General features: G+C 40.3%; 33 protein-coding genes. 2 read left to right on the top strand and 31 right to left on the bottom strand.

Annotation, left to right across the window (positions count from 1 at the left end; translation table 11 throughout):
- Positions 1-1,425 carry an SDR family oxidoreductase gene (locus tag ACEQ81_RS12165; protein ID WP_411031171.1) on the top strand — a complete coding sequence of 475 codons (1,425 nt, stop codon included), beginning with the start codon at positions 1-3 and terminating at the stop codon, positions 1,423-1,425.
- A gap of 2 nt (positions 1,426-1,427) precedes the next feature.
- Positions 1,428-2,948 carry a BCCT family transporter gene (locus ACEQ81_RS12160; protein ID WP_411031580.1) on the top strand — a complete coding sequence of 507 codons (1,521 nt, stop codon included), beginning with the start codon at positions 1,428-1,430 and terminating at the stop codon, positions 2,946-2,948.
- 6 nt (positions 2,949-2,954) lie between these two features.
- Here ACEQ81_RS12160 and ctlX read toward each other — a convergent pair whose 3' ends face one another.
- From ctlX to rplP, 31 genes are all read right to left on the bottom strand, one after another.
- Positions 2,955-3,887 (bottom strand): citrulline utilization hydrolase CtlX, encoded by a 933-nt coding sequence (gene ctlX, locus ACEQ81_RS12155; protein ID WP_411031170.1) that lies wholly within the window; start codon positions 3,885-3,887, stop codon positions 2,955-2,957.
- Between the two features lie 135 nt (positions 3,888-4,022).
- Positions 4,023-5,228: a hypothetical protein gene (locus ACEQ81_RS12150; protein ID WP_411031169.1), complete on the bottom strand. Its 1,206-nt coding sequence runs from the start codon at positions 5,226-5,228 to the stop codon at positions 4,023-4,025.
- A 129-nt stretch (positions 5,229-5,357) separates the two neighbouring features.
- On the bottom strand, positions 5,358-6,131 hold the full coding sequence (locus ACEQ81_RS12145) for an outer membrane lipoprotein-sorting protein (protein ID WP_411031168.1): 774 nt from the start codon (positions 6,129-6,131) through the stop codon (positions 5,358-5,360).
- Between the two features lie 24 nt (positions 6,132-6,155).
- Complete coding sequence (locus tag ACEQ81_RS12140) at positions 6,156-8,537, bottom strand: efflux RND transporter permease subunit (RefSeq protein WP_411031167.1); 2,382 nt, start codon at positions 8,535-8,537, stop codon at positions 6,156-6,158.
- A gap of 164 nt (positions 8,538-8,701) precedes the next feature.
- On the bottom strand, positions 8,702-9,298 hold the full coding sequence (locus tag ACEQ81_RS12135) for a TetR/AcrR family transcriptional regulator (protein WP_411031166.1): 597 nt from the start codon (positions 9,296-9,298) through the stop codon (positions 8,702-8,704).
- A 160-nt stretch (positions 9,299-9,458) separates the two neighbouring features.
- A complete protein-coding gene (locus ACEQ81_RS12130; RefSeq protein ID WP_411031165.1) occupies positions 9,459-10,373 on the bottom strand; it encodes a dimethylarginine dimethylaminohydrolase family protein in 915 nt (304 codons plus the stop codon).
- Between the two features lie 104 nt (positions 10,374-10,477).
- On the bottom strand, positions 10,478-11,761 hold the full coding sequence (locus tag ACEQ81_RS12125) for a citrate synthase (protein WP_411031164.1): 1,284 nt from the start codon (positions 11,759-11,761) through the stop codon (positions 10,478-10,480).
- A 148-nt stretch (positions 11,762-11,909) separates the two neighbouring features.
- Complete coding sequence (locus ACEQ81_RS12120) at positions 11,910-13,454, bottom strand: glycogen synthase (RefSeq protein WP_411031163.1); 1,545 nt, start codon at positions 13,452-13,454, stop codon at positions 11,910-11,912.
- A 188-nt stretch (positions 13,455-13,642) separates the two neighbouring features.
- Complete coding sequence (eno, locus tag ACEQ81_RS12115; protein WP_411031162.1) at positions 13,643-14,932, bottom strand: phosphopyruvate hydratase; 1,290 nt, start codon at positions 14,930-14,932, stop codon at positions 13,643-13,645.
- Between the two features lie 121 nt (positions 14,933-15,053).
- Positions 15,054-16,166, bottom strand: a complete 1,113-nt coding sequence (carA, locus tag ACEQ81_RS12110) for a glutamine-hydrolyzing carbamoyl-phosphate synthase small subunit (protein WP_411031161.1) — start codon at positions 16,164-16,166, stop codon at positions 15,054-15,056.
- A gap of 96 nt (positions 16,167-16,262) precedes the next feature.
- A complete protein-coding gene (gene rplQ, locus ACEQ81_RS12105; protein WP_411031160.1) occupies positions 16,263-16,760 on the bottom strand; it encodes a 50S ribosomal protein L17 in 498 nt (165 codons plus the stop codon).
- A 59-nt stretch (positions 16,761-16,819) separates the two neighbouring features.
- Positions 16,820-17,812, bottom strand: a complete 993-nt coding sequence (locus ACEQ81_RS12100; protein ID WP_411031159.1) for a DNA-directed RNA polymerase subunit alpha — start codon at positions 17,810-17,812, stop codon at positions 16,820-16,822.
- A gap of 18 nt (positions 17,813-17,830) precedes the next feature.
- Positions 17,831-18,436 carry a 30S ribosomal protein S4 gene (rpsD, locus tag ACEQ81_RS12095; protein WP_411031158.1) on the bottom strand — a complete coding sequence of 202 codons (606 nt, stop codon included), beginning with the start codon at positions 18,434-18,436 and terminating at the stop codon, positions 17,831-17,833.
- Between the two features lie 108 nt (positions 18,437-18,544).
- Positions 18,545-18,937 carry a 30S ribosomal protein S11 gene (gene rpsK, locus ACEQ81_RS12090; RefSeq protein ID WP_411031157.1) on the bottom strand — a complete coding sequence of 131 codons (393 nt, stop codon included), beginning with the start codon at positions 18,935-18,937 and terminating at the stop codon, positions 18,545-18,547.
- A 13-nt stretch (positions 18,938-18,950) separates the two neighbouring features.
- Positions 18,951-19,325, bottom strand: a complete 375-nt coding sequence (gene rpsM / locus ACEQ81_RS12085; RefSeq protein ID WP_411031156.1) for a 30S ribosomal protein S13 — start codon at positions 19,323-19,325, stop codon at positions 18,951-18,953.
- Positions 19,326-19,327: 2 nt separating this feature from the next.
- Positions 19,328-19,444 (bottom strand): type B 50S ribosomal protein L36, encoded by a 117-nt coding sequence (gene ykgO, locus ACEQ81_RS12080; RefSeq protein WP_073370549.1) that lies wholly within the window; start codon positions 19,442-19,444, stop codon positions 19,328-19,330.
- Between the two features lie 4 nt (positions 19,445-19,448).
- A complete protein-coding gene (gene infA, locus ACEQ81_RS12075; RefSeq protein WP_011710675.1) occupies positions 19,449-19,664 on the bottom strand; it encodes a translation initiation factor IF-1 in 216 nt (71 codons plus the stop codon).
- 3 nt (positions 19,665-19,667) lie between these two features.
- A complete protein-coding gene (gene secY / locus ACEQ81_RS12070) occupies positions 19,668-21,011 on the bottom strand; it encodes a preprotein translocase subunit SecY (RefSeq protein WP_411031155.1) in 1,344 nt (447 codons plus the stop codon).
- A gap of 10 nt (positions 21,012-21,021) precedes the next feature.
- Positions 21,022-21,474 (bottom strand): 50S ribosomal protein L15, encoded by a 453-nt coding sequence (gene rplO / locus ACEQ81_RS12065; protein ID WP_411031154.1) that lies wholly within the window; start codon positions 21,472-21,474, stop codon positions 21,022-21,024.
- Positions 21,475-21,489: 15 nt separating this feature from the next.
- Complete coding sequence (gene rpmD / locus ACEQ81_RS12060) at positions 21,490-21,669, bottom strand: 50S ribosomal protein L30 (RefSeq protein WP_411031153.1); 180 nt, start codon at positions 21,667-21,669, stop codon at positions 21,490-21,492.
- 12 nt (positions 21,670-21,681) lie between these two features.
- Positions 21,682-22,206: a 30S ribosomal protein S5 gene (gene rpsE / locus ACEQ81_RS12055; protein ID WP_411031152.1), complete on the bottom strand. Its 525-nt coding sequence runs from the start codon at positions 22,204-22,206 to the stop codon at positions 21,682-21,684.
- 8 nt (positions 22,207-22,214) lie between these two features.
- On the bottom strand, positions 22,215-22,571 hold the full coding sequence (gene rplR / locus ACEQ81_RS12050) for a 50S ribosomal protein L18 (RefSeq protein WP_411031151.1): 357 nt from the start codon (positions 22,569-22,571) through the stop codon (positions 22,215-22,217).
- A gap of 11 nt (positions 22,572-22,582) precedes the next feature.
- Positions 22,583-23,125, bottom strand: a complete 543-nt coding sequence (rplF, locus tag ACEQ81_RS12045; protein WP_411031150.1) for a 50S ribosomal protein L6 — start codon at positions 23,123-23,125, stop codon at positions 22,583-22,585.
- A 21-nt stretch (positions 23,126-23,146) separates the two neighbouring features.
- Positions 23,147-23,545 (bottom strand): 30S ribosomal protein S8, encoded by a 399-nt coding sequence (rpsH, locus tag ACEQ81_RS12040; protein WP_411031149.1) that lies wholly within the window; start codon positions 23,543-23,545, stop codon positions 23,147-23,149.
- Between the two features lie 19 nt (positions 23,546-23,564).
- Positions 23,565-23,834 (bottom strand): 30S ribosomal protein S14, encoded by a 270-nt coding sequence (gene rpsN / locus ACEQ81_RS12035; RefSeq protein WP_411031148.1) that lies wholly within the window; start codon positions 23,832-23,834, stop codon positions 23,565-23,567.
- A gap of 1 nt (position 23,835) precedes the next feature.
- The gene (rplE, locus tag ACEQ81_RS12030) at positions 23,836-24,387 is read right to left on the bottom strand and encodes a 50S ribosomal protein L5 (RefSeq protein ID WP_411031147.1); all 552 of its coding nucleotides are present in this window, start codon (positions 24,385-24,387) and stop codon (positions 23,836-23,838) included.
- 2 nt (positions 24,388-24,389) lie between these two features.
- The gene (rplX, locus tag ACEQ81_RS12025; protein WP_411031146.1) at positions 24,390-24,704 is read right to left on the bottom strand and encodes a 50S ribosomal protein L24; all 315 of its coding nucleotides are present in this window, start codon (positions 24,702-24,704) and stop codon (positions 24,390-24,392) included.
- Between the two features lie 13 nt (positions 24,705-24,717).
- Positions 24,718-25,086, bottom strand: a complete 369-nt coding sequence (gene rplN, locus ACEQ81_RS12020) for a 50S ribosomal protein L14 (RefSeq protein ID WP_411031145.1) — start codon at positions 25,084-25,086, stop codon at positions 24,718-24,720.
- Positions 25,087-25,088: 2 nt separating this feature from the next.
- Complete coding sequence (gene rpsQ, locus ACEQ81_RS12015) at positions 25,089-25,346, bottom strand: 30S ribosomal protein S17 (protein ID WP_411031144.1); 258 nt, start codon at positions 25,344-25,346, stop codon at positions 25,089-25,091.
- 13 nt (positions 25,347-25,359) lie between these two features.
- Positions 25,360-25,551 (bottom strand): 50S ribosomal protein L29, encoded by a 192-nt coding sequence (gene rpmC, locus ACEQ81_RS12010; protein WP_411031143.1) that lies wholly within the window; start codon positions 25,549-25,551, stop codon positions 25,360-25,362.
- Positions 25,552-25,570: 19 nt separating this feature from the next.
- On the bottom strand, positions 25,571-25,990 hold the full coding sequence (rplP, locus tag ACEQ81_RS12005) for a 50S ribosomal protein L16 (RefSeq protein WP_411031142.1): 420 nt from the start codon (positions 25,988-25,990) through the stop codon (positions 25,571-25,573).
- Positions 25,991-26,008 lie beyond the last annotated feature (18 nt).

Here is a 26,008-nt window from a genome sequence, read left to right as displayed (position 1 = left end):
ATGAAAATATTACTTACCGGCGCCAATGGTTATATCGGTATGCGTTTGTTGCCACAGCTGTTAGAACAAGGGCATCAGGTAGTTTGTGCCGTACGCGATAAGGAACGGCTTTCCATAGATCCCGTAATAAGAGCTAAACTACAAATCTTAGAAATTGATTTTTTGAAACCGATAAGCAAGAACCTGGTTCCCCATGATATTGACGCTGCATATTTTCTGATACATTCCATGAGTTCATCTACAACAACCTTTGATGAAATGGAAGCTACGACGGCCCTTAATTTCATTTCGTATCTGCGAAACACCTCGGTACGGCAGGTGATATACCTTAGTGGTATTGTAAATGATGAAAACCTCTCCAAGCACCTCCGGTCCCGAAAAAATGTAGAGCAGATTCTCTCCAAAGGAAAATACCATCTTACCGTTTTAAAAGCCGGAATTATTGTGGGATCGGGGAGTTCCTCTTTTGAAATAATCAGGGATTTATGTGAAAAACTGCCGATAATGATCACCCCTAAATGGGTACTTACTAAAACACAGCCCATAGCCATTAGAGATGTTATATCTTTTTTGACCAAGGTACTTGGACATAAAAGTACGTTCAACAAATCCTTTGATATTGCAAGTCCCAATGTGCTTACATATAAACAAATGCTGCAGCAATATGCACGGGTAAGAGGATTCAAAAACTGGATATTTACAGTACCGGTTATGACCCCTAAACTTTCTTCATATTGGCTCTATTTTGTAACCTCTACCTCTTATAAACTAGCACTGAGCCTTGTGGACAGTATGAAAATAGAAGTGGTAGCAAAAGACAACAGATTAGAGCAACTTTTAGGTATTGAGACCCATACCTATGAAGAGGCCATTGCAATGGCCTTTAAGAAAATTGAGCAAAACTTGGTTGTAAGCAGTTGGAAAGACAGCATGGTAAGTGGAAGGTTTGATAAAAATTTGGAAAAGTACATTCAGGTACCAAAATATGGGGTGTTAAAGGATGAAAAAAGAATGAAAGTAAATGATGACCAAAAGGTGTTGCAAAACATATGGAAAATTGGTGGGGATAATGGATGGTACTACGGCAATTGGCTTTGGAAACTACGTGGTTTCCTGGATAAATTAAGCGGAGGGGTAGGCCTTAGAAGGGGGCGCACCCACCCGGATAAGTTATACCCTGGGGATGCCCTGGATTTTTGGCGGGTTTTACTCGCGGATAAATCTGCTCGGCGGCTACTGCTGTTTGCGGAAATGCGTTTACCGGGCGAAGCGTGGTTAGAATTTAAAATAGATGAAAATAACGTATTGCATCAAACTGCCACCTTTAGACCTAAAGGCTTAAAAGGTAGACTGTACTGGTACAGCATAATTCCCTTTCATTATTTTATCTTTGAGGGGATGATCAGAAATATTGTTAAAAGCTAAAAATCCATTTTATCACACTATATAAAGCATTAAGAAAGCATGCACTACTTCTTTTTTCCGTAGGAACCGTATTTCTGCTAACACTTATCGTTTTTTTTGCAACTGAAAAGAGCTATGAAGCCATAGAATCTACCTCCATTTGGGTACGGAACTATTTTGGGTATTTTTATCTCTATCTAGGCCTTGGGTGTGTACTATTGCTATTGGGTATTGCAATTTCTCCGCTTGGGAAGATAAAACTTGGGAAAAAAAAGGAAAAACCAGAACATTCGCTATGGGCATGGACCGCTATGCTGTATAGCGCCGGTATGGGTGCCGGCATATTGCTCCGTGCCGTTCAAGAGCCTGTTTTTATGCAGCAAAACCCACCTTATACCTCTACATTACAGCCCAAAATTTTAGCTTTGGAATTTACCTTCTACCAATGGGGGTTTACGGCATGGGCCTTTTATGGACTCTTTGCCATGATTGTTGGTTATGCACTCTTCGTTCGTAAAAAGAAAGTAAGGGTAAGTGCCACCATAGAAGATACCATTTCCAATAAAATGGCTTTGAACGGTATTGATATCATGACCATTATTACTACCGTATTTGGTCTTATAGCTGCCGTTGGATTGGGCACCGCCCAGATCAATGGTGGACTTAATCATGTGTTTGATGGTAAATTTGGTTTGCCCACCACGCTGTTATTGGCAACCATAATCTCGGTCCTGGCCTTCATCTCTGCTTGGAAAGGGGTAAACAAGGGCATAAAACTCATTTCCAAACTTAACATTCTTATTACCCTAGCGCTGCTGATGGTTGTATTTATCTTAAGTGATATGGGCGCCATCTTGGTAGCTTTTGCAAAGGCCACGCTGCATTATGTTATAGACTTTGTACCTATGAGCATAGCGGTCAATGGTTATGACCCTGGTATTGCCTTTCTAACGGATTGGACATTTTATTATTGGGCGTTTTGGTTGGCATGGGCACCTTTTACAGGTATCTTCATAGCTCGAATCTCTAAGGGGAGAACCTTACGCCAACTGCTACTGGGCGTATTGATCATTCCTTCCCTAGGCACTTTCTTTTGGTTTTCGGTTTTTGGCACATCGGCCTTTGATGTTATTGAGACATGGGGAACTTATAATAATGAGTTTGGTAACGTGTTTTCATCAATTTTTGTATTCTTCGAAAACTATCCTCTTGCCGGAGTCCTTAATTTTACCACCATTGTTTTGCTAATTAGCTTTTTGGTAACCTCTGTGGATTCTGCGGTATTTGTACTCAGTATGTTTACGGACAAAGGCAAAAAAGATCCAAGCAAAAAACACAGGTTGCTTTGGTCCGTTTTTATCCTATTGGCAACTTTGGCCCTTATTGTGCTCGGTACTGCCAAACCAAATATTGATGTACTGACCGCAGTGCAAAAACTCTTGATAATTACTTCCTTGCCCTTCGCATTTTTTATGGTTGCAATGACGGCCGTTTTCCTTAAGGAGGTAATCTTAGGCAAGAAACGTAAAATTGATCGCAAATAGATCCTATTAGGACTTGGGCAAAAACACCTCGGCCATCATACAACGGGCGCTACCACCACCACAAGTTTCTATGGTATCCAAGGAACTATGTACTATTTGACTCGATTTCTGAATGGTCTCTATTTGCTCTGAGGTAAGGCTATTGTATGCAGCACTGCTCATTACCAAAAGGCGTTGATCGTCATTACCCAATACTTGCAGCATATTACCCGCAAATTGATGCATCTGTGCTTCGGAGATCGTTATAATCTCCTTCCCACTTTTTTTAAGGTGATCGACTACTGTTTTACGTTCCTTTTTATCGTCAATGGTATCTAGACAAATTACTGAAAACTGTTCTGCCAAACACATCATTACGTTGGTATGATAGATTGGAAGACGCTCACCATTTACAGTTTGATTGGCTGTGAAAATCACCGGTGCATAATCAAAATCTTCACAAAATTCTACAAACAATTCTTCATCGGCCCTAGCGGATAGCGCACAATAGGCAATTTTGTTAACCCTATCCATGGCAATACTCCCGGTAGCTTCCAAAAAGAATCCTTCGGCCTCGGCCGAGGTATAGTCCATGATATTCTCTATGAGAAACCCTTTTTCCTCCAGGGTGTCCAAAATCTCAGGTCTTCGTTCTCCCCGTCGGTTTTCCGCAAACATGGGAAAGAGTCCCACCGTACCATCGGCATGGAAGGATATCCAATTGTTTGGGAATATAGAATCTGGGGTATCTGGTTTCTTGGTATCATCAATCACCACCACATTTACGCCTTTGTCCCTTAAAACAGCTGCGAACGCATCAAACTCTTCTTGGGCCTTGGCATTTATTGCATTGTTCTTAATATCCAGATCTTCCTGGAAATAATTGTTTACGGCCGTCTGTTCATTCATCCGAAAGCTAACCGGCCTAATCATCAATATGGTATTGGTAATCTGTTTCATTTGCGGTTTAAAAATTGGCGATAAATGTAGTTAAATCCGCTTTCATTTTGTAACGAATCCGCAAATATTGAAGCACATTTTTTTTACATTATTTTGGAACAATGTTCCTTGCCAAATTTATAGTTGCAAATAGCTCTAAAAAAACTTCGAAATCGAAATCCTAAGAAAACTATCGTCCTGAAAATTACCCAATATTAATTCATTTTGATCGATGGAATTAAAAATACGTGCTTCCACTTCAGCGGTCCAGGTGCTACCAAATCTTCGAGACGCCTCTAGACTAAATATTTTACTACTCGATTTCAGATCGGCAATTCCGCCAATAAGAAAAGAGGTGTCCTGGGTATCGTTAAAGGCAATTCGGCTACCGAAGAATACATCATTTTGTAGGGCATTCAGGGCAAGTTCGTCTCGTTCATCATACAAGTATTCCCCCAAAATGCCAATATCGAGGCCGTTGCCATCAATATTGCTAAACGTGTACTCTACCCCTGCCGCCAGAGCCAAAAAGTCCTGAGCATCCGCATTTCGATAGATGGATTCCAGTTTCCATAGAAAGGCATCGTGGGTAATCTGTACTTCTAACCCGGTTTGATTGATTACAGGATAGAACGAGTTAATATTGCCTTGCGCATCAAAGACAAAGAGTGGTTCCCTGCCATTGCCGTAAAAATGCGAAAGTGCAACGTCTACGATACCGAAGTAGTGTTTCCAGCGCACTGCCATATCCTGCCGCCATTCCTGAGCTCCGCTCTCATAGCCAATATCATCCTTATTGATCACAGTTCCAAAACGTAAACGCCCCTCGCTACCTGCAAAAGTGCGCTTTCTATGATAGGGCAGGTAGAAAAAATCAAAGGTGCCTATTTTATTGGTTATGTAGCTGAATTGTACCATGGGTTGCCCCAATTTTTCTTCCCCATCAAACGTCTCCACAGCATCGGTCTGGTTAATGATATCTACCAAATGATTGCTTTCTATAACTCCCCAAAAAACCTTTTTAAGACCTACGTTAAGCTCCCAATTGTTTTTGGCCTTTTGATAGTACAATTCGCGAATGTCCCAATGCGTACGTTCATCATCCCGATCTACCCTTAAAAAACCTTTAAAATTTAAGCTCTCATAACCTTTGTTCCATTCCAAGCTGTATTCTGGTTGAAAGGAAACCGCCGGATAGTGATCTTCTTGCCCGTTAAACTGGGCGTCATCCGTAAAATATCGGTATTCTGCCTCTACTTCCAGTTCAAAGTCGTGGGTCAATTTCTTAGAATCCTCTTCTTGTGCTACAAGGAACGTAGTGAAACCAAGGCAAACAATGCCCAATATGCTCTTTATGTACATATATTCTTATAACAAAAGACAAGACCAACCTTAACAGCACCAGAAACAACCAACAACCGCGTCTTTTAAAAACGCATTACCTTGTGCTCACCGACCGGCCTTGCCTTAATATTTCATTATACCATTTATCTATTTTCCGGCTCGTTGCAGGGCAACCTGCGAAAAATCATCATCCGAAAGGTCTACCCCAAAATTGTACCCACTGAACTTAAGTAGCGTTTCCTTGTTACTTTGGTGATTGACCATATTAAAGGTATCTGCCCTCCAAAATTTGTTCTTGTACAGTTTATAATCACTATAGGTCAACGTTTTTAATAGTGCATTTTTTCTGTCATAGAACTCTATTTTTTCAATTCGATATCCTTTATCCTTGTTATACGTAACAATGCGCCTAGTATATCCAGATTTGGGATCTACGGGGTCTTGTTCTACCAATAAAAGGCTTCCCTTCTGGTCCAAGAATTTATAGGTATACTTTTCTACTTCTTGTGAAGACAGGTCTTCGTAGGCAAATTCGCTTCCCACAAAAGGACCCGATTTGTTGTTGGAAGATATCCTTTTTACCCTTTTAATGGACGGTAAATACAGCCACTGATCATCCGATCCTACCTTATGTGTAAAGGTAAGCGTGGCTGTACCTTTAACATCTTTGGGGCTATTGAAAACAATAAGGGATTTATCCCCATCCTCGGTAAGTTCCAACGTTCTATTGGTAAGGAAGCGCTCACTGGACTGACCATTTTTGTTTTTTAAAGTCATTTTAAGGTCTACAATGCTACTGCCAAATCCTAGGTCTGCTTCTTCCGCAGCCTCGGCAATTTCCAGTCCCTTTTCTTCAGGGCTCTGCGCACTTGCGGTTATCATTCCAAAAAGTGCCAACGACATAAAAATTGATGTTCTCATATACTAAAATTTTAAGTGTTTATTTTATTTATCTAATTGCATTTGTGGTTTAAACTCTTTTACATCTTCCTTAACCTCACTTTCTTTACTTACCAGAATAAGTAAGGAGGGTAATAGGATAAAGTCTATAATTAGGGCCGATAAAATTATGATTACGGTTATCCGCGCCATATAACTGTTAAGCGCAAAGGACGATGTGGACAATACGGCAAAACCGGCCAATAAAACCAAGGTAGTGGTTACCAAGGCACGGCCTACGGTTTCGAAGGCATAGATAACGGCCTGTTTGGCATCATAACCCAATTCTCTCCGAGCTCTAAGAAACTTACTCATAAAGTGAACCGTATCATCTACAATAATACCCAAGGTCATTCCAAAAACGATCACCATTCCGGTATTTATCTGTCCTTTGTACAATGCCCATATTCCAAACCCTACTAAAACTGGGGTAACATTTGGGATTATGCTCAAAAGCCCCAACTTAAAGTTTCTTAAGGCCAACATTAGGACCAGGGAAATTAGAATAAGTGCAATGATGTTTCCATTGAACATGCTATCTGCCTGTCTGAATCCCAATTTGGAAAACATCATGGTCGGACTCACACCAAGCGCATGCATCGGTTTGTCAGTATTGTTTTTAAGCCACGATTCAGCACGGTTTGAAAAAGCTATCATTTCCGCGCTAGAAATATTCTCTAAGGTGGCGGTAACCCTAGTTTCGGATTTGTCTACGTTTATCTGATTGTTTAAATCCAGTCCAAACGGTAGGGATAGTTCATAGAGTAATAGATACTGTGCTGCTTCTTCCCTATTTTCCGGAACTTTGTAATAGTTTTGGTCATCACCGTGCATAGATCTGTTTACCCTGCGTGCTACTTCGCTAAAAGCATTTACATGGACCACCTCGGGCTGATCGTTAAGCCAATCTTCAAAAGCATTTAGGCTTTTTAGGTATGTAGGACTATTTATTCCGCCACTCTCTCCGCTTCCTACTGAAAATTCCACATTATAGAAGCCGGTAAGGTTGTCGTTTACAAAATCGCTATCCCTTCTAAATTCCACGGAATCATCAAAATATTCCACAAACTCATCATTAAAGACATTTAAGGTGGCCAAATACGTTAAGCCGGCTATGACAGCCAAAGAAACAATGGTGAGCCTTACAGGTTGCCTAGACACAAAAAGACCAAGTTTGGTATACCTCCCAATCCTATCCTCTTTTACCATTGCATCTTTCTTTTTCCAGATAGGAAAGATGGCCATTAAGGCAGGTAAGGTAGTGGTGGAGTAAATGAAAGCCATGGTCATACCAAAGGCTGTTATATTACCCAAGTGCCAGAAAGGAGGTACATCCCCAAAATTCATGGTAAGAAACCCAATTACCGTTGTAAGGCTGGTAATGAATACAGGCATAAAATTTAAACGCATACTTTCTGCCAGGGCTTCTTTTTTGTCTAACCCATCCTTACGCACCTTTTGGAGCATTGTAATGAGTATATGAATACTGTCTGCAACGGCTAGGGTTAGTATCATTGTAGGGAATACGGCCGACGGAGGTGTAAGTTTAATCCCCATGATACCCACAAAGCCAACTGCACTTAAAATTGAGAACAGTACCACTACTAGGGTGGATATGGTAGCAAAAATATTTCTGGTCAATAAAAAGGTTACGAAGATTACGATGATCAACATAATACCGATAAGGCCAAGATCGCTTTGCGATGCTTCAAAGAATGCCGTGTTCAAGGGCACCAAACCCGTTGTGTAAACATCGAACTGTGGGTGTTTCTCCTTAAATTCCGTAATCATATTTCGGGTGGCTATGGTAACCTCAGGAATTTCCGCAGCACTGTTAACACCAGGTAGGCGCACCGTTACATTAACAGCGGTTACACTACCCGTTTCATTGATGATACGATGTACCAATAATGGTTCTTTTAGCGCTTTTTCCTTTATTTCCCTAATTTCACCAGCGGTCTTATTAGCGGATTCATAAGACAAATCGTCTACGTAGAGATCGTCACCGTCCGCACTGGTATGCTGAAAATTGGTCACCGCATCTACCCTGGAAGAATAGGGCGTGTTCCATGCCGCTTCCGTTAGCTCTTCAATGGCGATAAGGTTCTCACGAGTAAATACATCCCCATTTTTGGGAGCTAGGACAATTACGATATTGTCGTCTTTTGTATATTTTTCCTGTAGGGCATCAAAAGCCTCCAATTCTGGATTAGATTCGCTAAAAAATACATGATAGTCCCCATCAAACTCCATCTTGCCCTGAGAAGCCAAACCTAAGGCTAAGGCTAATGAGGCGAGAAGTACGGGCCATTTAAACTTGATTACGAATTCTGCCCATTTTTTGGCAAAAGTGTTTGCGGCATTACCCGCCTTTTTTAGTGCATTCATTGTTTTTAGATTTAATAGTTGACCAGTCGATTATAAATTAAGTTATGTTGTTCCAGTTTTAAAGTCTTTACATTAAGGACGATTTAATTACTTCCTTTTGGACAAAATTTTAAAGATTATTGAAAAGAGTTTGTTACTCGTGGTTGGTGGTGGTTATTTCTTCATCATTTTAAAAACAATGTTTTGAGCATATACATAAAATTATCGATAGGATAACGGCTCCGTAATTCCTTCATACTGGTCATGGCCCCCTTTCCGGCATCCTCAAAAAAGGCAACTACATCTTCGGGAACAAGGGAGTCATCTATCTCACCTGCAGCCTGCGCCTCTTTGACCACTACAGTAATCTGATCTTGCGCATAGCGTTCTTTCTCCACGATTACCCTACGTATATTTTCGCTATGCTCGGCCATTTCGTTTCCTACGTTACACGCTAAGCAACCCATTTTACAGTCTAGCTCATCAATTAGGATGTTGCAACGGTATTCATAAAAATCTAACAGGCGTTTTTTTGGGGAAACCTTTTTATTGTCCAAAATCTCTTGAGCTGGAACAAAATGCTCCTCAAAATACATTTGAATGGCCTGCACCGCAAAATCTTCCTTGCTATCGAAGTAGAAGTAAAAGGATCCTTTAGGGACACCGGCCGCCACAACAATATCATTGACGCTGGTAGCATTATAACCTTTAGACCAAAGAATTTCCATTCCCTTCTCCAAAAGGTAATTTGCCTTTATCTCATGTTTTAAGGTTTTCTCCATTGTTTTAAACGATAACGCAAAAATATGACCAGTCGTCTAGTAAACCAAATAAAAGCATGTTAAAGTTTTTCTTAAAATACAGATTTAAGAATTAACTTTCTGTTTTTCAGGTATTTAAAAGCTGTTATAAAAATAAAGGGTTAGAATTTCCGGTGATTTGTTATTCCCTTATCAACGGAAGGGTACTACAACGCAGAAGTCCTTCTTGCTTGCCAATCTCCGCATAGGGAATCTCCTCTACGGTAAATCCTTGTTGGCGCAGCCAATTGTTGAGCCTTGTAAACTTACGTTCGGAAACTACTACACTCGGCGATATGGAGAACACATTACTGAACATCTGGTACATTTCATCCTTGGTAATCTCAAAAATATTCTCCTTACCAAAATAGTTCACCAGCCATTGATATTCCTCTTCCACCAAAAACCCATTTTTATGTAAAATTGCCTTTCCTTTTCCTAGGGGTTGAAAACAACAGTCGAGATGTAGTGCATTTTCGCTGGCAACGGTGTTGCTCTTGCGCAATTCGAAAGACTTTACCTTTTTGTGCGGAAATTGCTCCTTAATAAAGGCTACTGCCTCCTTATTGGTCCTAGCGGTAATATAATCCGGGTAATCATCACCTGTGTACGTCCCAATGAAAATATATTCGTTCCACGGCATAACATCACCTCCTTCTATATGCACTTCTTCAGGGGCACAAATAATGTTCTCCGGTGCAATGCGGTCCAATACATGAAGGATGGCATCAAATTCCTTTTCCCGATCGGGAAGTATATTGGCCTTTATCAATTTATTCTCTATTACGAAAGCAATATCTCTCGAAAAAATCTGATTACAGTCCTTAAGTACTTCAGGTCTAAACACCTCAACGTCGTGCTTGTGAAAGATGGTGGCAAAAGCTTCCATTTCCTTTACCATATCTACCTCCTTCGGGTAGGTACCCGCTAATATATGTTCCAAGGATTTAGGATCGTAAGCCTCTTCTGGTGAGGGGGTGGGTCCACAGCTTTCAGCAGTACCCAAAAGAACCGCTTTTAAAGGTGAAATCTCGTCAGTAACGTTTAGATGGAGCATAATTTAAATTTGCGCAAATATAGGGATTCCTTAAACTTTGGATATAAAAAGGCTGCCCATTTTATAATGATTTTGGGCAGCCTATTCTTTACTATTTTGTTGGATTATCGTTTATTTACCCCAACAAAAGGGCGACTATTTTCGCCAATATAAACTTGTCTGGGCCTACCTATGGGTTCATTGCGAAGTCGCATTTCCCTCCACTGTGCAATCCACCCGGGAAGTCTGCCCAAAGCAAACATAACGGTAAACATCTCTGTTGGGATGCCCAGTGCCCTATATATTATTCCTGAATAGAAATCAACATTGGGATATAGTTTTCTATCCACAAAATACTGATCTTCCAATGCTTCCTTTTCCAATCCTTTAGCGATTTCCAAAATTGGGTCTTCTATTCCAAGATCTGCCAACACCTCGTCCGCAGCCCTTTTAATGATCTTTGCCCTTGGGTCAAAATTCTTGTAGACCCTATGTCCAAAACCCATTAACCTAAACGGATCGTTTTTATCTTTGGCTTTGGCCATATATTTTTTTGTGTCGCCCCCATCTGCTTCAATGGCTTCCAGCATTTCTAGAACGGCCTGGTTGGCACCTCCATGAAGTGGTCCCCAGAGTGCCGATATTCCGGCAGAAAGAGAAGCAAAAAGACCGGCATGGGACGAGCCCACGATCCGTACTGTGGAGGTAGAACAGTTTTGCTCATGATCGGCATGTAAGATCAACAATTGATCCAAAGCATCTATTACGATCATGTTTTTCTTATATTCTTGATTTGGCTTTTTGAACATCATTTTGTGAATGTTCTCCACGTAGCCCAAGGAATCGTCTCCATAATCTAGGGGCAGTCCTTTCTTTTTTCTTAATGTCCATGCCACCAAAACCGGAAATTTTGCCAAGATACGTACAATGGCGTGGTACATGGCCTTTTCAGAGCTTACATCAACAGTAGATGGATTAAAGGCGATAAGTGCGCTGGTTAAGGAAGACAACACGCCCATGGGGTGGGCAGATTTTGGAAAACCATCCAAGATTTTCTTCATCTCCTCGTCTACGGTAGATTCTTCCCTGATGTCGTTATGAAACTTCTCTAATTGTATCTTATCCGGTAATTCCCCAAAAATTAATAAGTACGCTACTTCCAAAAAATCGGCCTTTTCCGCAAGTTCCTCAATAGAATAACCTCTATAACGTAATATGCCCTTTTCTCCATCCAAAAAAGTTATGGCACTCTCGCAAGAACCTGTGTTTTTATAACCAGGATCCAATGTAGTCATTCCTGTGGACCCTCGTAATGTTTTTATATCTATGGCCAGTTCATCCTCAGAACCTTTTATAACCGGAAACTCATATTTTTCACCCTTGTATTCAATAGTAGCGTTATCTGACATTTGTATAGTTTACTTGTTTAATATTGGAGCCATAAAATTACGAAAAACGGGGCAGGTTAACAATGTCATAATTTCTTTTGGCATATTTTTAATAAAACCCGTTATGCCTTCAATTTGTCGTGCAAATCTTTAATAAATTTCTTAAAGATCAACGATTTGTCGCGTAAAGTAACTCATAGTAGGCATCTACCGATTTCTTCCAGGTAAAACGTACTTTTTTGGCATTACCTTGTATTTTTTTCCAACTTGGTTTGTCATTGAGATAGAGTGCCAATATCTCATCAAAAGCAACGACCATGTTTTTTATTTTCTCGTCATAGGTATGTCCGTCAAAACTGAAGCCCGTCTTCATATGATGCACAGTATCTTTTAGTCCTCCTGTGTTATGAACCAAACAAGGATTTCCATTTCTCATGGCCAACATTTGGCTTATTCCGCATGGTTCAAACAGGCTAGGCATAAAATAAAGATCGGACTCCAAGTAAATGGAATCGATAACATCTTCGGATTGTGCATTGATGAAAATAAAATTCTTATGCTCTCTACTAACATCCCTGAAAAGCTCTTCATACTCTGGGGCCCCGGTACCCAAAATCATCAATATACCATTAACCTCTTCCAATTTTTTAAGGATTTGGATCAGGGCTTCTGGCGAACGCTTAAAAAAATAGAATTTCTGTTCGGTAAGTCTGGCTATGCTAGAGCATACAAAACTGGGTGGCTCGGTAAGATACTCCTCTACCTTTTCTCCTGTATGGGCCAAAAAATGGGCCTTATACTTTTTGGATTCTTCCTGTACCCATTGAAAAACGGCACGGATGATATTCTTATAGAGTCTATTCTTTTCCGCAGTCCTTATATTTTTATAATTGCATCCGTTTAGGATACCAAAGAGTCTGCCTTCGGCATCTGCCTGCTGCAAATCCTTTTCTAACCCTTCGCCGCCTATAAACTCGGGAGGCGAGCTGGGAAGTAGTACATCGTCTTTGTAAGATGGGGAAACCGTGTGCACCCTATCTGCTAGACGAATACCTACTGCCATAAGGTTAATGCAATCCTGATAGCGATAATCCTTTAGTCCTTCATAATCGATAGGTACGTCTGGAAACCAGTTCTTAAGTGAAGAATAATTATCTTCAAAAGGACGAATACCCTGGATGGCCAAGTTATGAATGCTATACACAAAGCCGATTTCTCTTAGGGACCGATACCCCCTATGATATGTTTTTAGGAACAAAAGCAGGCTTGCGTGCCAATCATGAAGGTGTACAACATCTAATTTCCCAAATGCGCCCTTTTTTATTGCTTCTGCCACCGCAGTACAAAAAATAAAGTATTTAATAGCATCGGTATAAAAAGGTTCCGTGGGGTCGTTATGATAAATGTGAGCTATGTCTCCCGCTTCAATTTCGGGATGATGAATGGCATAATGATGAATATTCTTAAACTCTTTTTTTGGAATTAGCTCATACAACTCTGCGGTATATGGAATTCCCCGAAGTTGAAAATTAAGGCGGGCCTTTAGGGTGCCCCCATCTCTATGGAGTCTGGAATAGGCAGGTACTATTACATGTACCTTATCTCCCCTTTCTGAAATTTGTCTGGGCACATCGCGCACCACATCACCCATACCCCCGGCTTTACAGTTGGCAATTGCGTCATTTTCCGCGGCTACAAACAAGAAGTTATTCATGCTTTTTTAGGAAGTTGGTAGGGGGTTCTTCAAAACACAATAAATCGCTGGAAAACCCCTATTTTATATAACTTTTATATTGAAAGATAAGGAAATTAGTGTTCTGATTTCAACAAAATCTTATCATAATACAAAGAAAAAGCCTTTCCAAATTGGAAAGGCTTTTTATGGGTTAACAAAAGGTAATTTTATTTTATCTTAAAGGCCTTCATCTGAGGATAACAAGCCGTATCTCCCAATTCTTCCTCTATACGAAGCAACTGATTATATTTTGCCATTCTATCCGATCTAGATGCCGAACCTGTTTTTATTTGTCCGGTATTTAAAGCCACTGCCAAATCCGCGATAGTATTATCTTCGGTCTCACCAGATCGGTGCGACATTACTGAAGTATAACCGGCATTCTTCGCCATGTTTACAGCAGAGATGGTTTCGGTAAGTGTTCCTATCTGATTTACTTTTATAAGTATGGAATTGGCAATGCCATTTTCAATACCCTTGGACAAACGCTCCACGTTTGTAACAAATAGGTCATCTCCCACCAATTGTACACGGTCACCCACCTTATCGGTTAAGGCTTTCCAGCCATCCCAATCATTTTCATCCATGCCGTCCTCTACAGATATAATCGGGTATTTTGCACATAGGTCTGCCAGATATTGTGCTTGTTCCTCTGAGGTCCTTACTGCTCCCTTGTCACCTTCAAATTTGGTGTAGTCATACTTTCCGTCCACATAAAATTCCGCTGCGGCACAGTCCAGGGCTATCATTACATCATCTCCTAAAGTATATCCTGCTTTTTCCACGGCCTTTCCAATAGTATCCAAAGCATCTTCCGTACCGTCCAAAGTAGGCGCAAAACCTCCCTCGTCACCTACAGCTGTACTTAAACCCCTATCGTGCAAGACTTTTTTAAGATTGTGGAAGATTTCCGTACCCATTTGCATGGCATGGGAAAAGTTCTTTGCCTTAACCGGCATTACCATAAACTCCTGAAAAGCTATTGGAGCATCGGAATGCGAACCTCCATTAATAATGTTCATCATAGGAACTGGCAAGGTATTGGCACTTACTCCACCAACATAACGAAATAATGACATCCCCATTTCATCAGCTGCGGCCTTTGCTACTGCCAAAGAAACGCCTAGAATGGCGTTGGCGCCTAATTTTGATTTGTTCGGGGTACCGTCTAGATCAATCATGGTCTGATCTAGTAAGTTTTGTTCAAATACGGACATTCCAACTATTTCTTCCGCAATTGTGGTATTTACGTTATCCACGGCCTTGCGAACGCCTTTGCCCATAAAGGTATCTCCACCGTCCCTAAGTTCAACGGCCTCATGCTCACCGGTAGACGCACCAGAAGGAACTGCCGCCCTACCCAAAACGCCATTTTCCGTAATTACATCTACTTCTACCGTAGGGTTGCCCCTAGAATCCAAAATTTGCCTTGCGTGAACATTAATGATAATACTCATATGATTTTATTTTGTTTATGGTTGATTTTCAACGCTGCAAATATACAAAAGCCAAGGCTGAACATTTGTCATAAACCATGAGTATTCTTAAGAAAATAACAATTCCTTAAACGAAAACGTTTTAGTTCACAGAAGATCCTATCATTTCAAAAAACTGATCGAAAAGGTATTCGGCATCATGAGGTCCTGGACTGGCTTCCGGATGATACTGCACGGAAAACACCTTTTTGTTTTTCATTCGTATCCCAGCAACCGTTTGGTCGTTTAGATGCACATGGGTAATTTCCAATTCTTTATTGGCTTCGGTTTCTTCTCTATTGATGGCAAAACCGTGGTTTTGAGAGGTAATCTCTCCCTTTCCGGTAACCAAGTTCATTATAGGGTGATTTATGCCTCTATGTCCGTTATGCATTTTATAGGTAGATACTCCGTTTGCCAATGCGATCACCTGATGCCCAAGACAGATACCAAAAAGCGGCTTATCATTGGCTATTATTTCTTTGGCGGTAAGTATGGCATCTTCCAAAGGCTCTGGATCTCCAGGGCCATTGGAAATAAAATACCCATCCGGATTCCAATCACTAAGGTCTTTAAAGGTAGCATTATAGGGGAATACCTTTATATACGCATCCCTTTTGGCCAAATTGCGGAGAATGTTCTTTTTAATGCCGATATCCAAGGCTGCAATTTTATATTTGGCATTTTCCTTACCGAAAAAATAGGGTTCTTTGGTCGATACTTTGGATGAAAGCTCCAAACCAACCATACTCGGAATTTTCTGCAATTGTTGTTTAAGGCCTTCAACGTTGTCTACCTCAGTGGAAATAACAGCGTTCATGGCACCATTATCCCTTATATAGCTCACCAATGCCCTGGTATCCACATCGGAAATGGCAAAAAGTTTACTTTCTTCCGAAAACTGCTCTAAGCTTAGATCCGCACTGGGTCTGGAGTATTCATAACTGAAATTTTTGCAGATTAAGCCTGCAATCTTAACAGAATTAGACTCTACTTCATCTTTATTGGTGCCGTAGTTACCAATATGTGCATTGGTTGTCACCATAAGTTGTCCAAAATAGGAAGGGTCGGTAAAAATCTCCTGGTAGCCTGTCATTCCAGTATTAAAACACACCTCCCCGAAAGCTGTTCCTTCATTGTTTGCAACGGATTTTCCATGGAAAATGGTACCGTCGGCCAAAAGTAATATTGCCTTTTTTCTTGTTTGATACTTCATTTAGCGTATAATGAATTAAAGTTTAACAAATAAACACAAAAAAAGGATAAGCTTTTAGGCTTATCCTTTTTCAATTATTAAAAATTTAATAACAATTTATTCTTCTGAATCATCGGTCTTAGTTTCCGCTACCGGAGTGGCGGGAGCAGCTGCCTTTTTGGTTCTACCTCTTCTTGTTGATTTCTTTTTCGCTGGTTTCCCGGCGTTATAGATTTCATTAAAATCCACAAGCTCTATCATGGCCATATCGGCATTGTCCCCAAGACGATTTCCCAACTTGATGATTCTTGTATATCCTCCTGGTCTGTCGCCTACTTTCTCGGCAACCCCGCTGAAAAGTTCCGTAACCGCATACTTGTCCCTAAGGTTTTTGAATACGATACGTCTGTTGTGGGTACCTTTCTCTACCGTTTGGTTGTTCTCTGCTTTTGATTTTGTGATCAAAGGCTCTATAAATTGCTTTAAGGCCTTGGCTTTGGCAACCGTAGTATTTATTCTCTTGTGTTCTATTAAGGAACAGGCCATATTGGCCAGCATAGCCCTTCTATGGGCTGCCTTTCTTCCTAAATGATTGACTTTCTTACCGTGTCTCATCGTTCTTAACTATATATTTCCCCTATAACATTAGGTTTAACCTAGATGTATAAAGTAAATTAATCCTTATCCAATTTATATTTTGATAAATCCATTCCAAAACTTAGCCCTTTGTTGATGACCAACTCTTCCAACTCGGTCAACGACTTTTTACCAAAGTTTCTAAATTTCATTAAATCGTTCTTATTAAAAGAAACCAAATCACCCAAGGTATCTACCTCTGCAGCCTTCAAACAATTTAAGGCTCTTACGGATAGGTCCATATCCACAAGTTTGGTCTTTAAAAGCTGACGCATATGTAAAGACTCCTCATCATAGGTTTCCGTTTGCGCAATTTCATCGGCCTCCAAGGTAATACGCTCATCAGAGAATAACATAAAGTGATGAATCAATACCTTAGCAGCTTCTGTTAAAGCATCTTTAGGGTGTATAGAACCATCTGACTCAATTTCGAAAACCAATTTTTCATAATCGGTTTTTTGCTCTACACGAAAGTTCTCTATACTATATTTTACGTTTTTGATCGGCGTAAAAATAGAATCCACAGCAATGGTTCCTAAAGGTGCGTTAGATTTCTTATTCTCCTCTGCAGGGACATATCCTCTTCCCTTTTCGATGATCAACTCCATGTTGATGCTTACCTTGGGATCCATATTGCAGATTACCATATCCGGATTTAAAACCTGAAAGCCTGAAATGAATTTTTGAAAATCCCCAGCTGTCAATTGTTCTTTTCCGCTTACGGAAATAGATACTGTTTCGCTATCCACGTCTTCTATCTGTCTTTTGAAGCGTACTTGTTTAAGATTAAGTATAATCTCAGTAACGTCTTCTACAACACCTGAAATAACGGAAAATTCGTGTTCTACTTTATCAATCCTAACAGAAGTGATAGCAAAACCCTCCAAAGAGGAAAGTAAAACTCTTCTTAGTGCATTTCCAACGGTTAATCCATAACCAGGTTCCAAAGGGCGGAATTCAAACTTCCCTTCGAAATCTGAGGAATCAATCATTATTACTTTATCGGGTTTCTGAAAATTAAATAATGCCATAATTGGATCAGTGTTGTTTTATTTTGAGTATAACTCGACGATTAATTGTTCCTTGATGTTTTCTGGAATCTGAACCCTTTCCGGTATGGAAACAAAAGTGCCTTCCATCTTTTCCGAGTTCCATGTAATCCATTCATAAACACTGCTGTTGGCAGCTAATGAGTCTTGGATAGCCTGTAGTGATTTGGATTTCTCCCTAACGCCTACAACATCACCGGCTTTTAAGGAATATGAAGGTATATTGACCAATTCACCGTTTACAGTGATGTGTCTATGGGATACCAACTGCCTTGCTCCTCTTCTAGAGGAAGAAACACCCATTCTATAAACCACGTTGTCCAAACGCGATTCGCATAATTGTAATAATACCTCACCGGTTACTCCCTTGCTTCTATTGGCCTTGGAGAATAAATTTCTGAACTGACGTTCCAAAATACCGTAGGTGTACTTTGCTTTTTGCTTTTCCATAAGCTGAACGGCATATTCCGATTTTTTTCCTCGGCGTCTGTTTTGCCCGTGCTGCCCTGGTGGGTAACTTTTTTTCTCAAAAGACTTATCGTCTCCGAAAATCGCTTCGCCAAACTTACGCGCGATCTTAGTTTTTGGTCCTGTATATCTTGCCATCTTCTTTTAATTTGGAAACGTGATTATGAATTAAGGCTTATCCTTCGATAATCGTAACTACCTTTCCTGTGAAACGTCCTTTTTTAACGGACTATTGATTAATATTGATTAAACTCTTCTTCTTTTTGGAGGTCTACACCCATTATGCGGCAATGGGGTAACATCTACGATTTCCGTAACTTCTATACCGGCATTGTGTATGGAACGAATTGCAGATTCCCTGCCGTTACCAGGTCCTTTTACGTAAACTTTTACTTTTCTTAGACCAGCCTCGTGTGCTATTTTCGCACAATCTTCAGAGGCTACTTGAGCTGCATACGGAGTATTCTTTTTAGAACCTCTGAAACCCATTTTGCCTGCTGAGGACCAAGAAATTACATCGCCCTTTTTATTGGTCAACGAGATTATGATATTATTGAAAGAAGCTGTTATATGGGCTTCTCCAACAGACTCTACAATTACCTTGCGCTTTTTTGTCGCTTTCGTACCTGTCTTTGCCATAGTTACCTACGTATTATTTGGTTGCTTTTTTCTTGTTAGCAACTGTTTTTCTTTTTCCTTTTCGCGTCCTAGAATTATTCTTGGTCCTTTGCCCTCTAAGTGGAAGACCAGATCTATGACGGATACCTCTATAACATCCGATATCCATTAAACGCTTAATGTTCAATTGCGTTTCGGAACGTAATTCACCTTCAATCGTATACGACGAAACCGCATCTCTAATACGACCAATTTCATCATCGTTCCAATCCGATACCTTCGTATCCTCACTGACTTGGGCTTTTTCCAAAATTTCTTTGGCCCTACTTTTACCGACACCAAAAATATAGGTAAGTGCTATTACCCCTCTCTTCTGTTTTGGTATATCTATTCCTGCAATTCTTGCCATAATTACCCTTGTCTTTGTTTAAATCTAGGATTCTTTTTATTAATTACGTACAACCTGCCTTTTCTACGCACAATTTTGCACTCGGCACTTCTCTTTTTTACTGATGCTCTAACTTTCATCGTCTTAATATCTATATGTAATTCTTGCTTTGGTCAAATCGTACGGGCTCATTTCCAACTTTACTTTATCCCCTGGTAATAACTTAATGTAATGCATGCGCATTTTACCAGAGATATGTGCCGTTACTACATGACCATTTTCTAATTCTACTCTAAACATTGCATTGGACAACGCTTCAATTATGGTTCCATCTTGCTCTATCGCTGCTTGTTTAGCCATTACTTATGCTACTTTTCTGTTTTTACCGGTTTTCATCAATCCATCATAATGTCTATTCAACAAATAGGAATTAACCTGTTGAACGGTATCTATGGCAACACCTACCATAATAAGTAGTGATGTTCCACCATAAAACAGTGCCCATCCGGGTTGTACATCCATAAGCTTTACAACAACTGCCGGTAGTACGGCCAAAAGGGCCAAAAATACGGAACCTGGCAAGGTTATAAGAGACATTATCTTATCTAAAAATTCACCTGTTTCCTTTCCTGGTCTAATCCCGGGGATAAAACCACCACTTCTCTTTAGGTCATCGGCCATTTTATTGGTCGGTACCGTAATAGCGGTATAGAAATAAGTAAAAATTATAATCAACAATCCAAACAGGATGTTATAGGCCAAGCCAAAAATATCTTGGAACTGTACCTCCATCCACTGGCCAACAGCTGTATTGTTAAAAGTTTTTCCAAGTAAGCCTGGGGCAAACATAATTGCCTGTGCAAATATTATTGGCATAACTCCCGAAGCGTTTAGCTTAAGTGGAATATATTGCCTAGAACCCATAACGTTTTTTTCGTAGCCACCAGACGCCGTTCTGCGGGCATATTGTACTGGTATTTGTCGTTGGGCCATAACCAATAGCACACTTGCCAGGATAACCACGAACCAAATAATGACTTCAATAAGAATGAACATCAATCCACCAGTATTGTTTGCCGTTCTAGAAATGAATTCTTGAACAAAAGATTGTGGTAAAGTGGCAATGATCCCAATCATGATCAGTAATGATATTCCATTACCTATCCCCTTATCCGTAATTTTTTCACCTAGCCACATCGCAAAAACACATCCTGTAACCAAGATAATTACGGAGGGTACTATAAAACCAAGTCCTTTGCCCAATAGAAAAGCACTATCCGGAACACCTAGTGCTCCTAAACTATATAGATAAGCCGGTGCCTGCACAATACAGATACCAATGGTTAGCCATCTGGTAATTTGATTTATGGTCTTTCTTCCACTTTCTCCTTCTTTCTGTAATTTTTGAAGATACGGAATTGCGATTCCCATGAGTTGTACTACAATGGAAGCCGAGATATAGGGCATAATACCTAAGGCAAATACCGATGCATTGGCAAAAGCCCCACCAGTAAATGCGTTAAGAATACCCAAAATACCACTGTCCGTATTGGAGGATAATTCCGCCAATTGAGATGTGTCAATACCTGGAAGCACCACTTGGGCGCCAAAACGATAAACCAAGAGTAATCCTAGGGTAATTATTATCCTACCTCTAAGTTCATCTATTTTCCAAATATTGGATATTGTCTCAAAAAATTTCTTCATAATGTAATGCTTATAAACTTATTGCTTCGCCACCTGTAGCTTCTATAGCCGCTTTGGCGGTAGCAGTAAATTTATGTACGGTAACTTTAAGGGAAGCCTTTAATTCTCCACCTCCCAAAATTTTAACTAAATCGTTTTTACCGGCCAATCTATTTTCTACAAGGGTCTCCAAAGTAATGGTATCCTTCACCACTTTCTTATCTACCAATTCTTGCAATTTGTTTAGGTTGATCCCAGTATATTCCTTTCTATTGATATTTGTAAAACCAAACTTAGGAACACGTCTTTGAAGGGGCATCTGACCACCTTCAAAACCAATTTTCTTGGAATACCCAGATCTAGATTTCGCACCTTTATGCCCTCTGGTAGCTGTACCCCCTTTGCCGGAACCTTGCCCTCTTCCTACTCTCTTTCCTGCTTTATGGACAGCGCCTTCTGCTGGTTTTAGATTACTTAAATTCATCACACTGTTATTATATTAAGCTTCTTCAGTAGAAACTAAGTGTTTAACTTTATTTATCATACCAAGAATATTAGGCGTGGTATCATGCTCCACTACTTGCCCAATTTTTCTTAGACCAAGTGCTTCCAAAGTTCTTTTTTGGTTCTGTGGTCTCTTAATACTGCTCTTTAACTGCTTTACTTTGATCTTTCCCATTATATCCTTGCTTTACCCTTTGAACACTTTCTCCAAAGAAATACCTCTTTGATTTGCAACTGTCGTTGCTCCACGCAACTGTAAAAGCGCATCAAATGTAGCTTTAACAACGTTATGCGGGTTGGAAGATCCTTGGGACTTGGATAGTACATCATGTACTCCAACAGCTTCCAAGACCGCCCTAACCGCTCCTCCTGCAATTACTCCGGTACCGTGTGACGCAGGTTGAACGTAAACTCGGGCACCACCAAATTTTCCTTTTTGCTCGTGTGGAAGCGTCCCTTTATTCAAAGGAATTCGCACTAGATTCTTTTTGGCATCTTCAATAGCTTTCGCAATTGCGGTAGCTACTTCCTTTGATTTACCCAGTCCGTGACCTACAACGCCATTTTCATCACCTACCACAACGATAGCCGAAAATCCAAAGGCTCTACCACCCTTGGTAACTTTGGTAACCCTTTGCACACCTACCAAGCGATCTTTTAACTCTAATCCCCCTGGCTTTACGGTTTCTACATTTTTGTATTTCTGGAACATAATATTTTTTAGAATTTAAGTCCTGCTTCCCTTGCGGCTTCCGCCAATGATTTTACACGTCCGTGGTACAAACAACCACCCCTGTCAAAAGCAACTGCTTCGTATCCGGCTTTTTTCACCTTTTCCGCGATAGCCTTTCCAACGAGCGCTGCAATCTCCGTTTTTGTGCCTTTGGCACCACTGAACTCCTTATCTCTAGACGAAGCAGCTACCAAAGTAGTTCCTTTGTTATCATCTATAAGTTGAACATATATTTCCTTATTGCTTCTAAAAACGGCCAATCTTGGTCTTTCAGCAGTTCCAAAAGAAACTTTTCTGATTCTTCTTCTTATTCGCTGTCTTCTTTGCGTCTTTGACAATATCATAATACTACTAATTATGCTGATTTACCTGCTTTTCTTCTCAATTGTTCGCCCACAAACTTAATTCCTTTTCCTTTGTAAGGTTCTGGCTTACGGAAAGATCTGATCTTGGCGGCAATCTGCCCCACCAATTGTTTATCGTGCGACGTTAGTTTTATAATTGGGTTCTTCCCTTTTTCGGAAGTGGTCTCTATTTTAACCTCAGCAGCCAGATTCATTACTATATTGTGAGAAAATCCTAAGGCAAGGTCTAATTTTTGACCTTGGTTGCTGGCTCTATATCCTACACCAACCAATTCCAACTCCTTGGTCCAACCTTTGGAGACTCCTTCGATCATATTGAACACTAAAGATCTGTACAGTCCGTGTTTGGCCTTATGCTCCTTGGAATCTGATGGCCTGGTTACCCAAACCTGTCCATCTTCCACCTTAATGGAGACTGCGGAAAATTCTTGCTCAAGTTCTCCCAACTTCCCTTTAATGTAAATCACATTTTCTTTTACCTCTGCGGTTACACCTTCTGGAAGCGCTACTGGGTTATTTCCTATTCTAGACATTGTTCTAACTCTTTTATCGTATTAATAGACGTAACACAAAACCTCGCCGCCGACATTTTCCTTTCTGGCCTGCTTACCGGTCATAACACCATGGGAAGTAGACACAATTGCTACCCCTAGGCCGTTAAGTACGCGTGGCAAGTCGCCAGATCCAGTATACTTACGCAAACCGGGCTTACTGATACGTTGTATTTTTTTAATTACGGGTTCTTTCGTCAATCTATCGTATTTCAAAGCGATTTTGATGATCCCTTGAACCGCGTTGTCCTCAAATTTATAACTTAAGATATATCCTTGATCGAACAATATTTTTGTTACTTCCTTTTTTAAATTGGAAGCAGGTATTTCTACTACCCTGTGGCCTGCTCTGCTGGCATTCCTAATTCTTGTTAAATAATCTGCTATAGGATCTGTAAACATCTTCTCTACCTTTTAAGTATTACCAACTTGCTTTTTTAACCCCAGGAATTAACCCTTTATTGGCCATTTCCCTGAACATTACCCTAGAAACACCAAAGGTTCTCATATATCCTTTAGGTCTTCCTGTTAATTTGCACCGGTTGTGCATGCGCACAGGTGATGCATTCTTCGGCAATTTCTGCAAGGCCTCATGGTCCCCGGCTTCTTTCAATGCCTTTCTCTTTTCGGCATATTTAGCTACCGTTCTTGCTCTTTTTACCTCGCGGGCTTTCATTGATTCTTTAGCCATACTAGTTCTTTTTAAAAGGAAGTCCTAACTCGGTTAATAATGATTTTGCTTCTTTGTCCGTACCTGCGGTAGTTACAAAAGTTATGTCCATTCCATTAATTCTATTGATCTTGTCAATATTCATCTCTGGAAAGATTATCTGTTCCGTTACCCCAAGGTTGTAATTTCCTCTGCCATCAAACCCTGTTGCCCTTATGCCCTGGAAATCTCTTACACGTGGCAATGCTGTTGTTACCAACCTATCTAGAAATTCATACATTTTTTCTCCTCGCAAGGTTACTTTGGCTCCGATAGGCATACCTTTACGCAATTTAAAAGCAGCAACATCCTTTTTGGACATTGTGGCAATTGCCCTTTGGCCGGTAATGGTTGTGAGCTCGTCCAAAGCGTAGTCAATAAGCTTCTTATCGGCCACAGCGGCACCAACTCCCCTACTGACAACTATTTTTTGCAATTTGGGAACCTGCATTACATTTTTGTAACCAAACTCTCCCTTAAGGGCGTCTATAACGCGCTCTTTATATTCTTGTTTTAATCTTGGAACGTAAGCCATAACTAAATTACTTCATTGGATTTCTTGGAAAACCTTACTTTTTTACCATCCCTTATCTCATATCCAATTCTGGTGGTCTCTCCCGATTTTGAATCGATCAACGCCAAATTTGAAATATGTAAAGGAGCCTCTTTTTTTACGATGCCACCTTGTGGGTTCTTGGCACTAGGCTTTTCGTGTTTAGATACCATATTGGCACCTTCAACAATAGCCTTATTCTTTTCGCGGTCTATCGTTAGTATTTTACCTTCTGTCCCTTTATGGTCTCCGGCAATTATTCTAACGGTATCTCCTGTTTTTATTTTTAGCTTTATCATCTTCCTAATTATATTAAAGCACCTCAGGGGCCAATGATACTATCTTCATAAACTGTTTGTCTCGAAGCTCTCTTGCCACAGGGCCAAAAACACGTGTTCCCCTCATTTCCCCCGTTGGGTTTAAAAGCACACATGCATTGTCATCAAAACGTATATAAGAACCATCGGGTCTCCTAACTTCTTTTTTGGTACGTACAACAACGGCTGTGGAAACGGCACCTTTTTTAATTGTACCATTTGGAGCAGCTTCTTTAACAGTAACCACTATCTTATCACCTACAGAAGCATATCTTCTTTTTGTACCACCAAGCACACGAATGGTCAAAACTTCTTTTGCCCCCGTATTGTCCGCTACTTTTAATCTAGATTCTTGTTGTAACATAATTATTTAGCTCTTTCAATGATTTCTACCAATCTCCAACATTTGGTTCTACTTAAAGGACGTGTTTCCATGATCTTTACCGTATCTCCAATATTGCAATCGTTGGTCTCATCGTGTGCAACATATTTTTTCGTCTTTAAAACGAACTTACCGTACATAGGGTGCTTAACACGCTTAACTTCGGAAACCACAATTGATTTTTCCATTTTGTTACTCGTAACAACTCCTACTCTTTCTTTTCTTAAGTTTCTTTTTTCCATAAAGCAGAACCAGTTATTGGTTTTCCCTTTTTGTTAATTCAGTAGCCAATCTCGCCACGGTCCTTCTCAGAGTTCTTATCTGTAGAGGGTTTTCCAACGGTGTAACGGAATGGGCCATTTTTAAATCTGCGTGTTGCTTTTTGTATTCGGCAAATTTTTCTGCCAATGCTTCAACCGATAGTTCTTTTATTTCTGATTGTTTCATAATACCTTACAATTAAAAATTAAGCCGAATAATCCCTTGCTACAATAAACTTTGTTTTAACGGGTAGTTTCTGTGCGGCCAGCCGTAAGGCCTCCTTGGCAACATCCATGGGGACACCTGCAACCTCGAACATTATTCTTCCGGGGGTAACTACTGCTACAAAATATTCCGGGGCTCCCTTACCTTTACCCATACGAACCTCTAGAGGCTTTTTGGTGATAGGCTTGTCCGGGAATATTTTTATCCACAATTGTCCTTCCCTTTTCATATATCTAGTTGCCGCAATACGCGCAGCTTCAATCTGACGTGAGGTAATAAACTTGGAATCCAATGATTTGATACCGAACATACCGTTAGAAAGTTGATGACCCCTTCCGGAAATCCCTTTCATACGTCCCTTTTGCGCTTTGCGAAACTTAGTTCTTTTTGGCTGTAACATTTCTTCTTACTTCTTTAA

The organism is Spongiimicrobium sp. 3-5 (assembly GCF_046557915.1).
Taxonomy (GTDB): Bacteria; Bacteroidota; Bacteroidia; order Flavobacteriales; family Flavobacteriaceae; genus JBHEBG01.
This window is presented reverse-complemented; position numbering and strand designations above follow the sequence as displayed.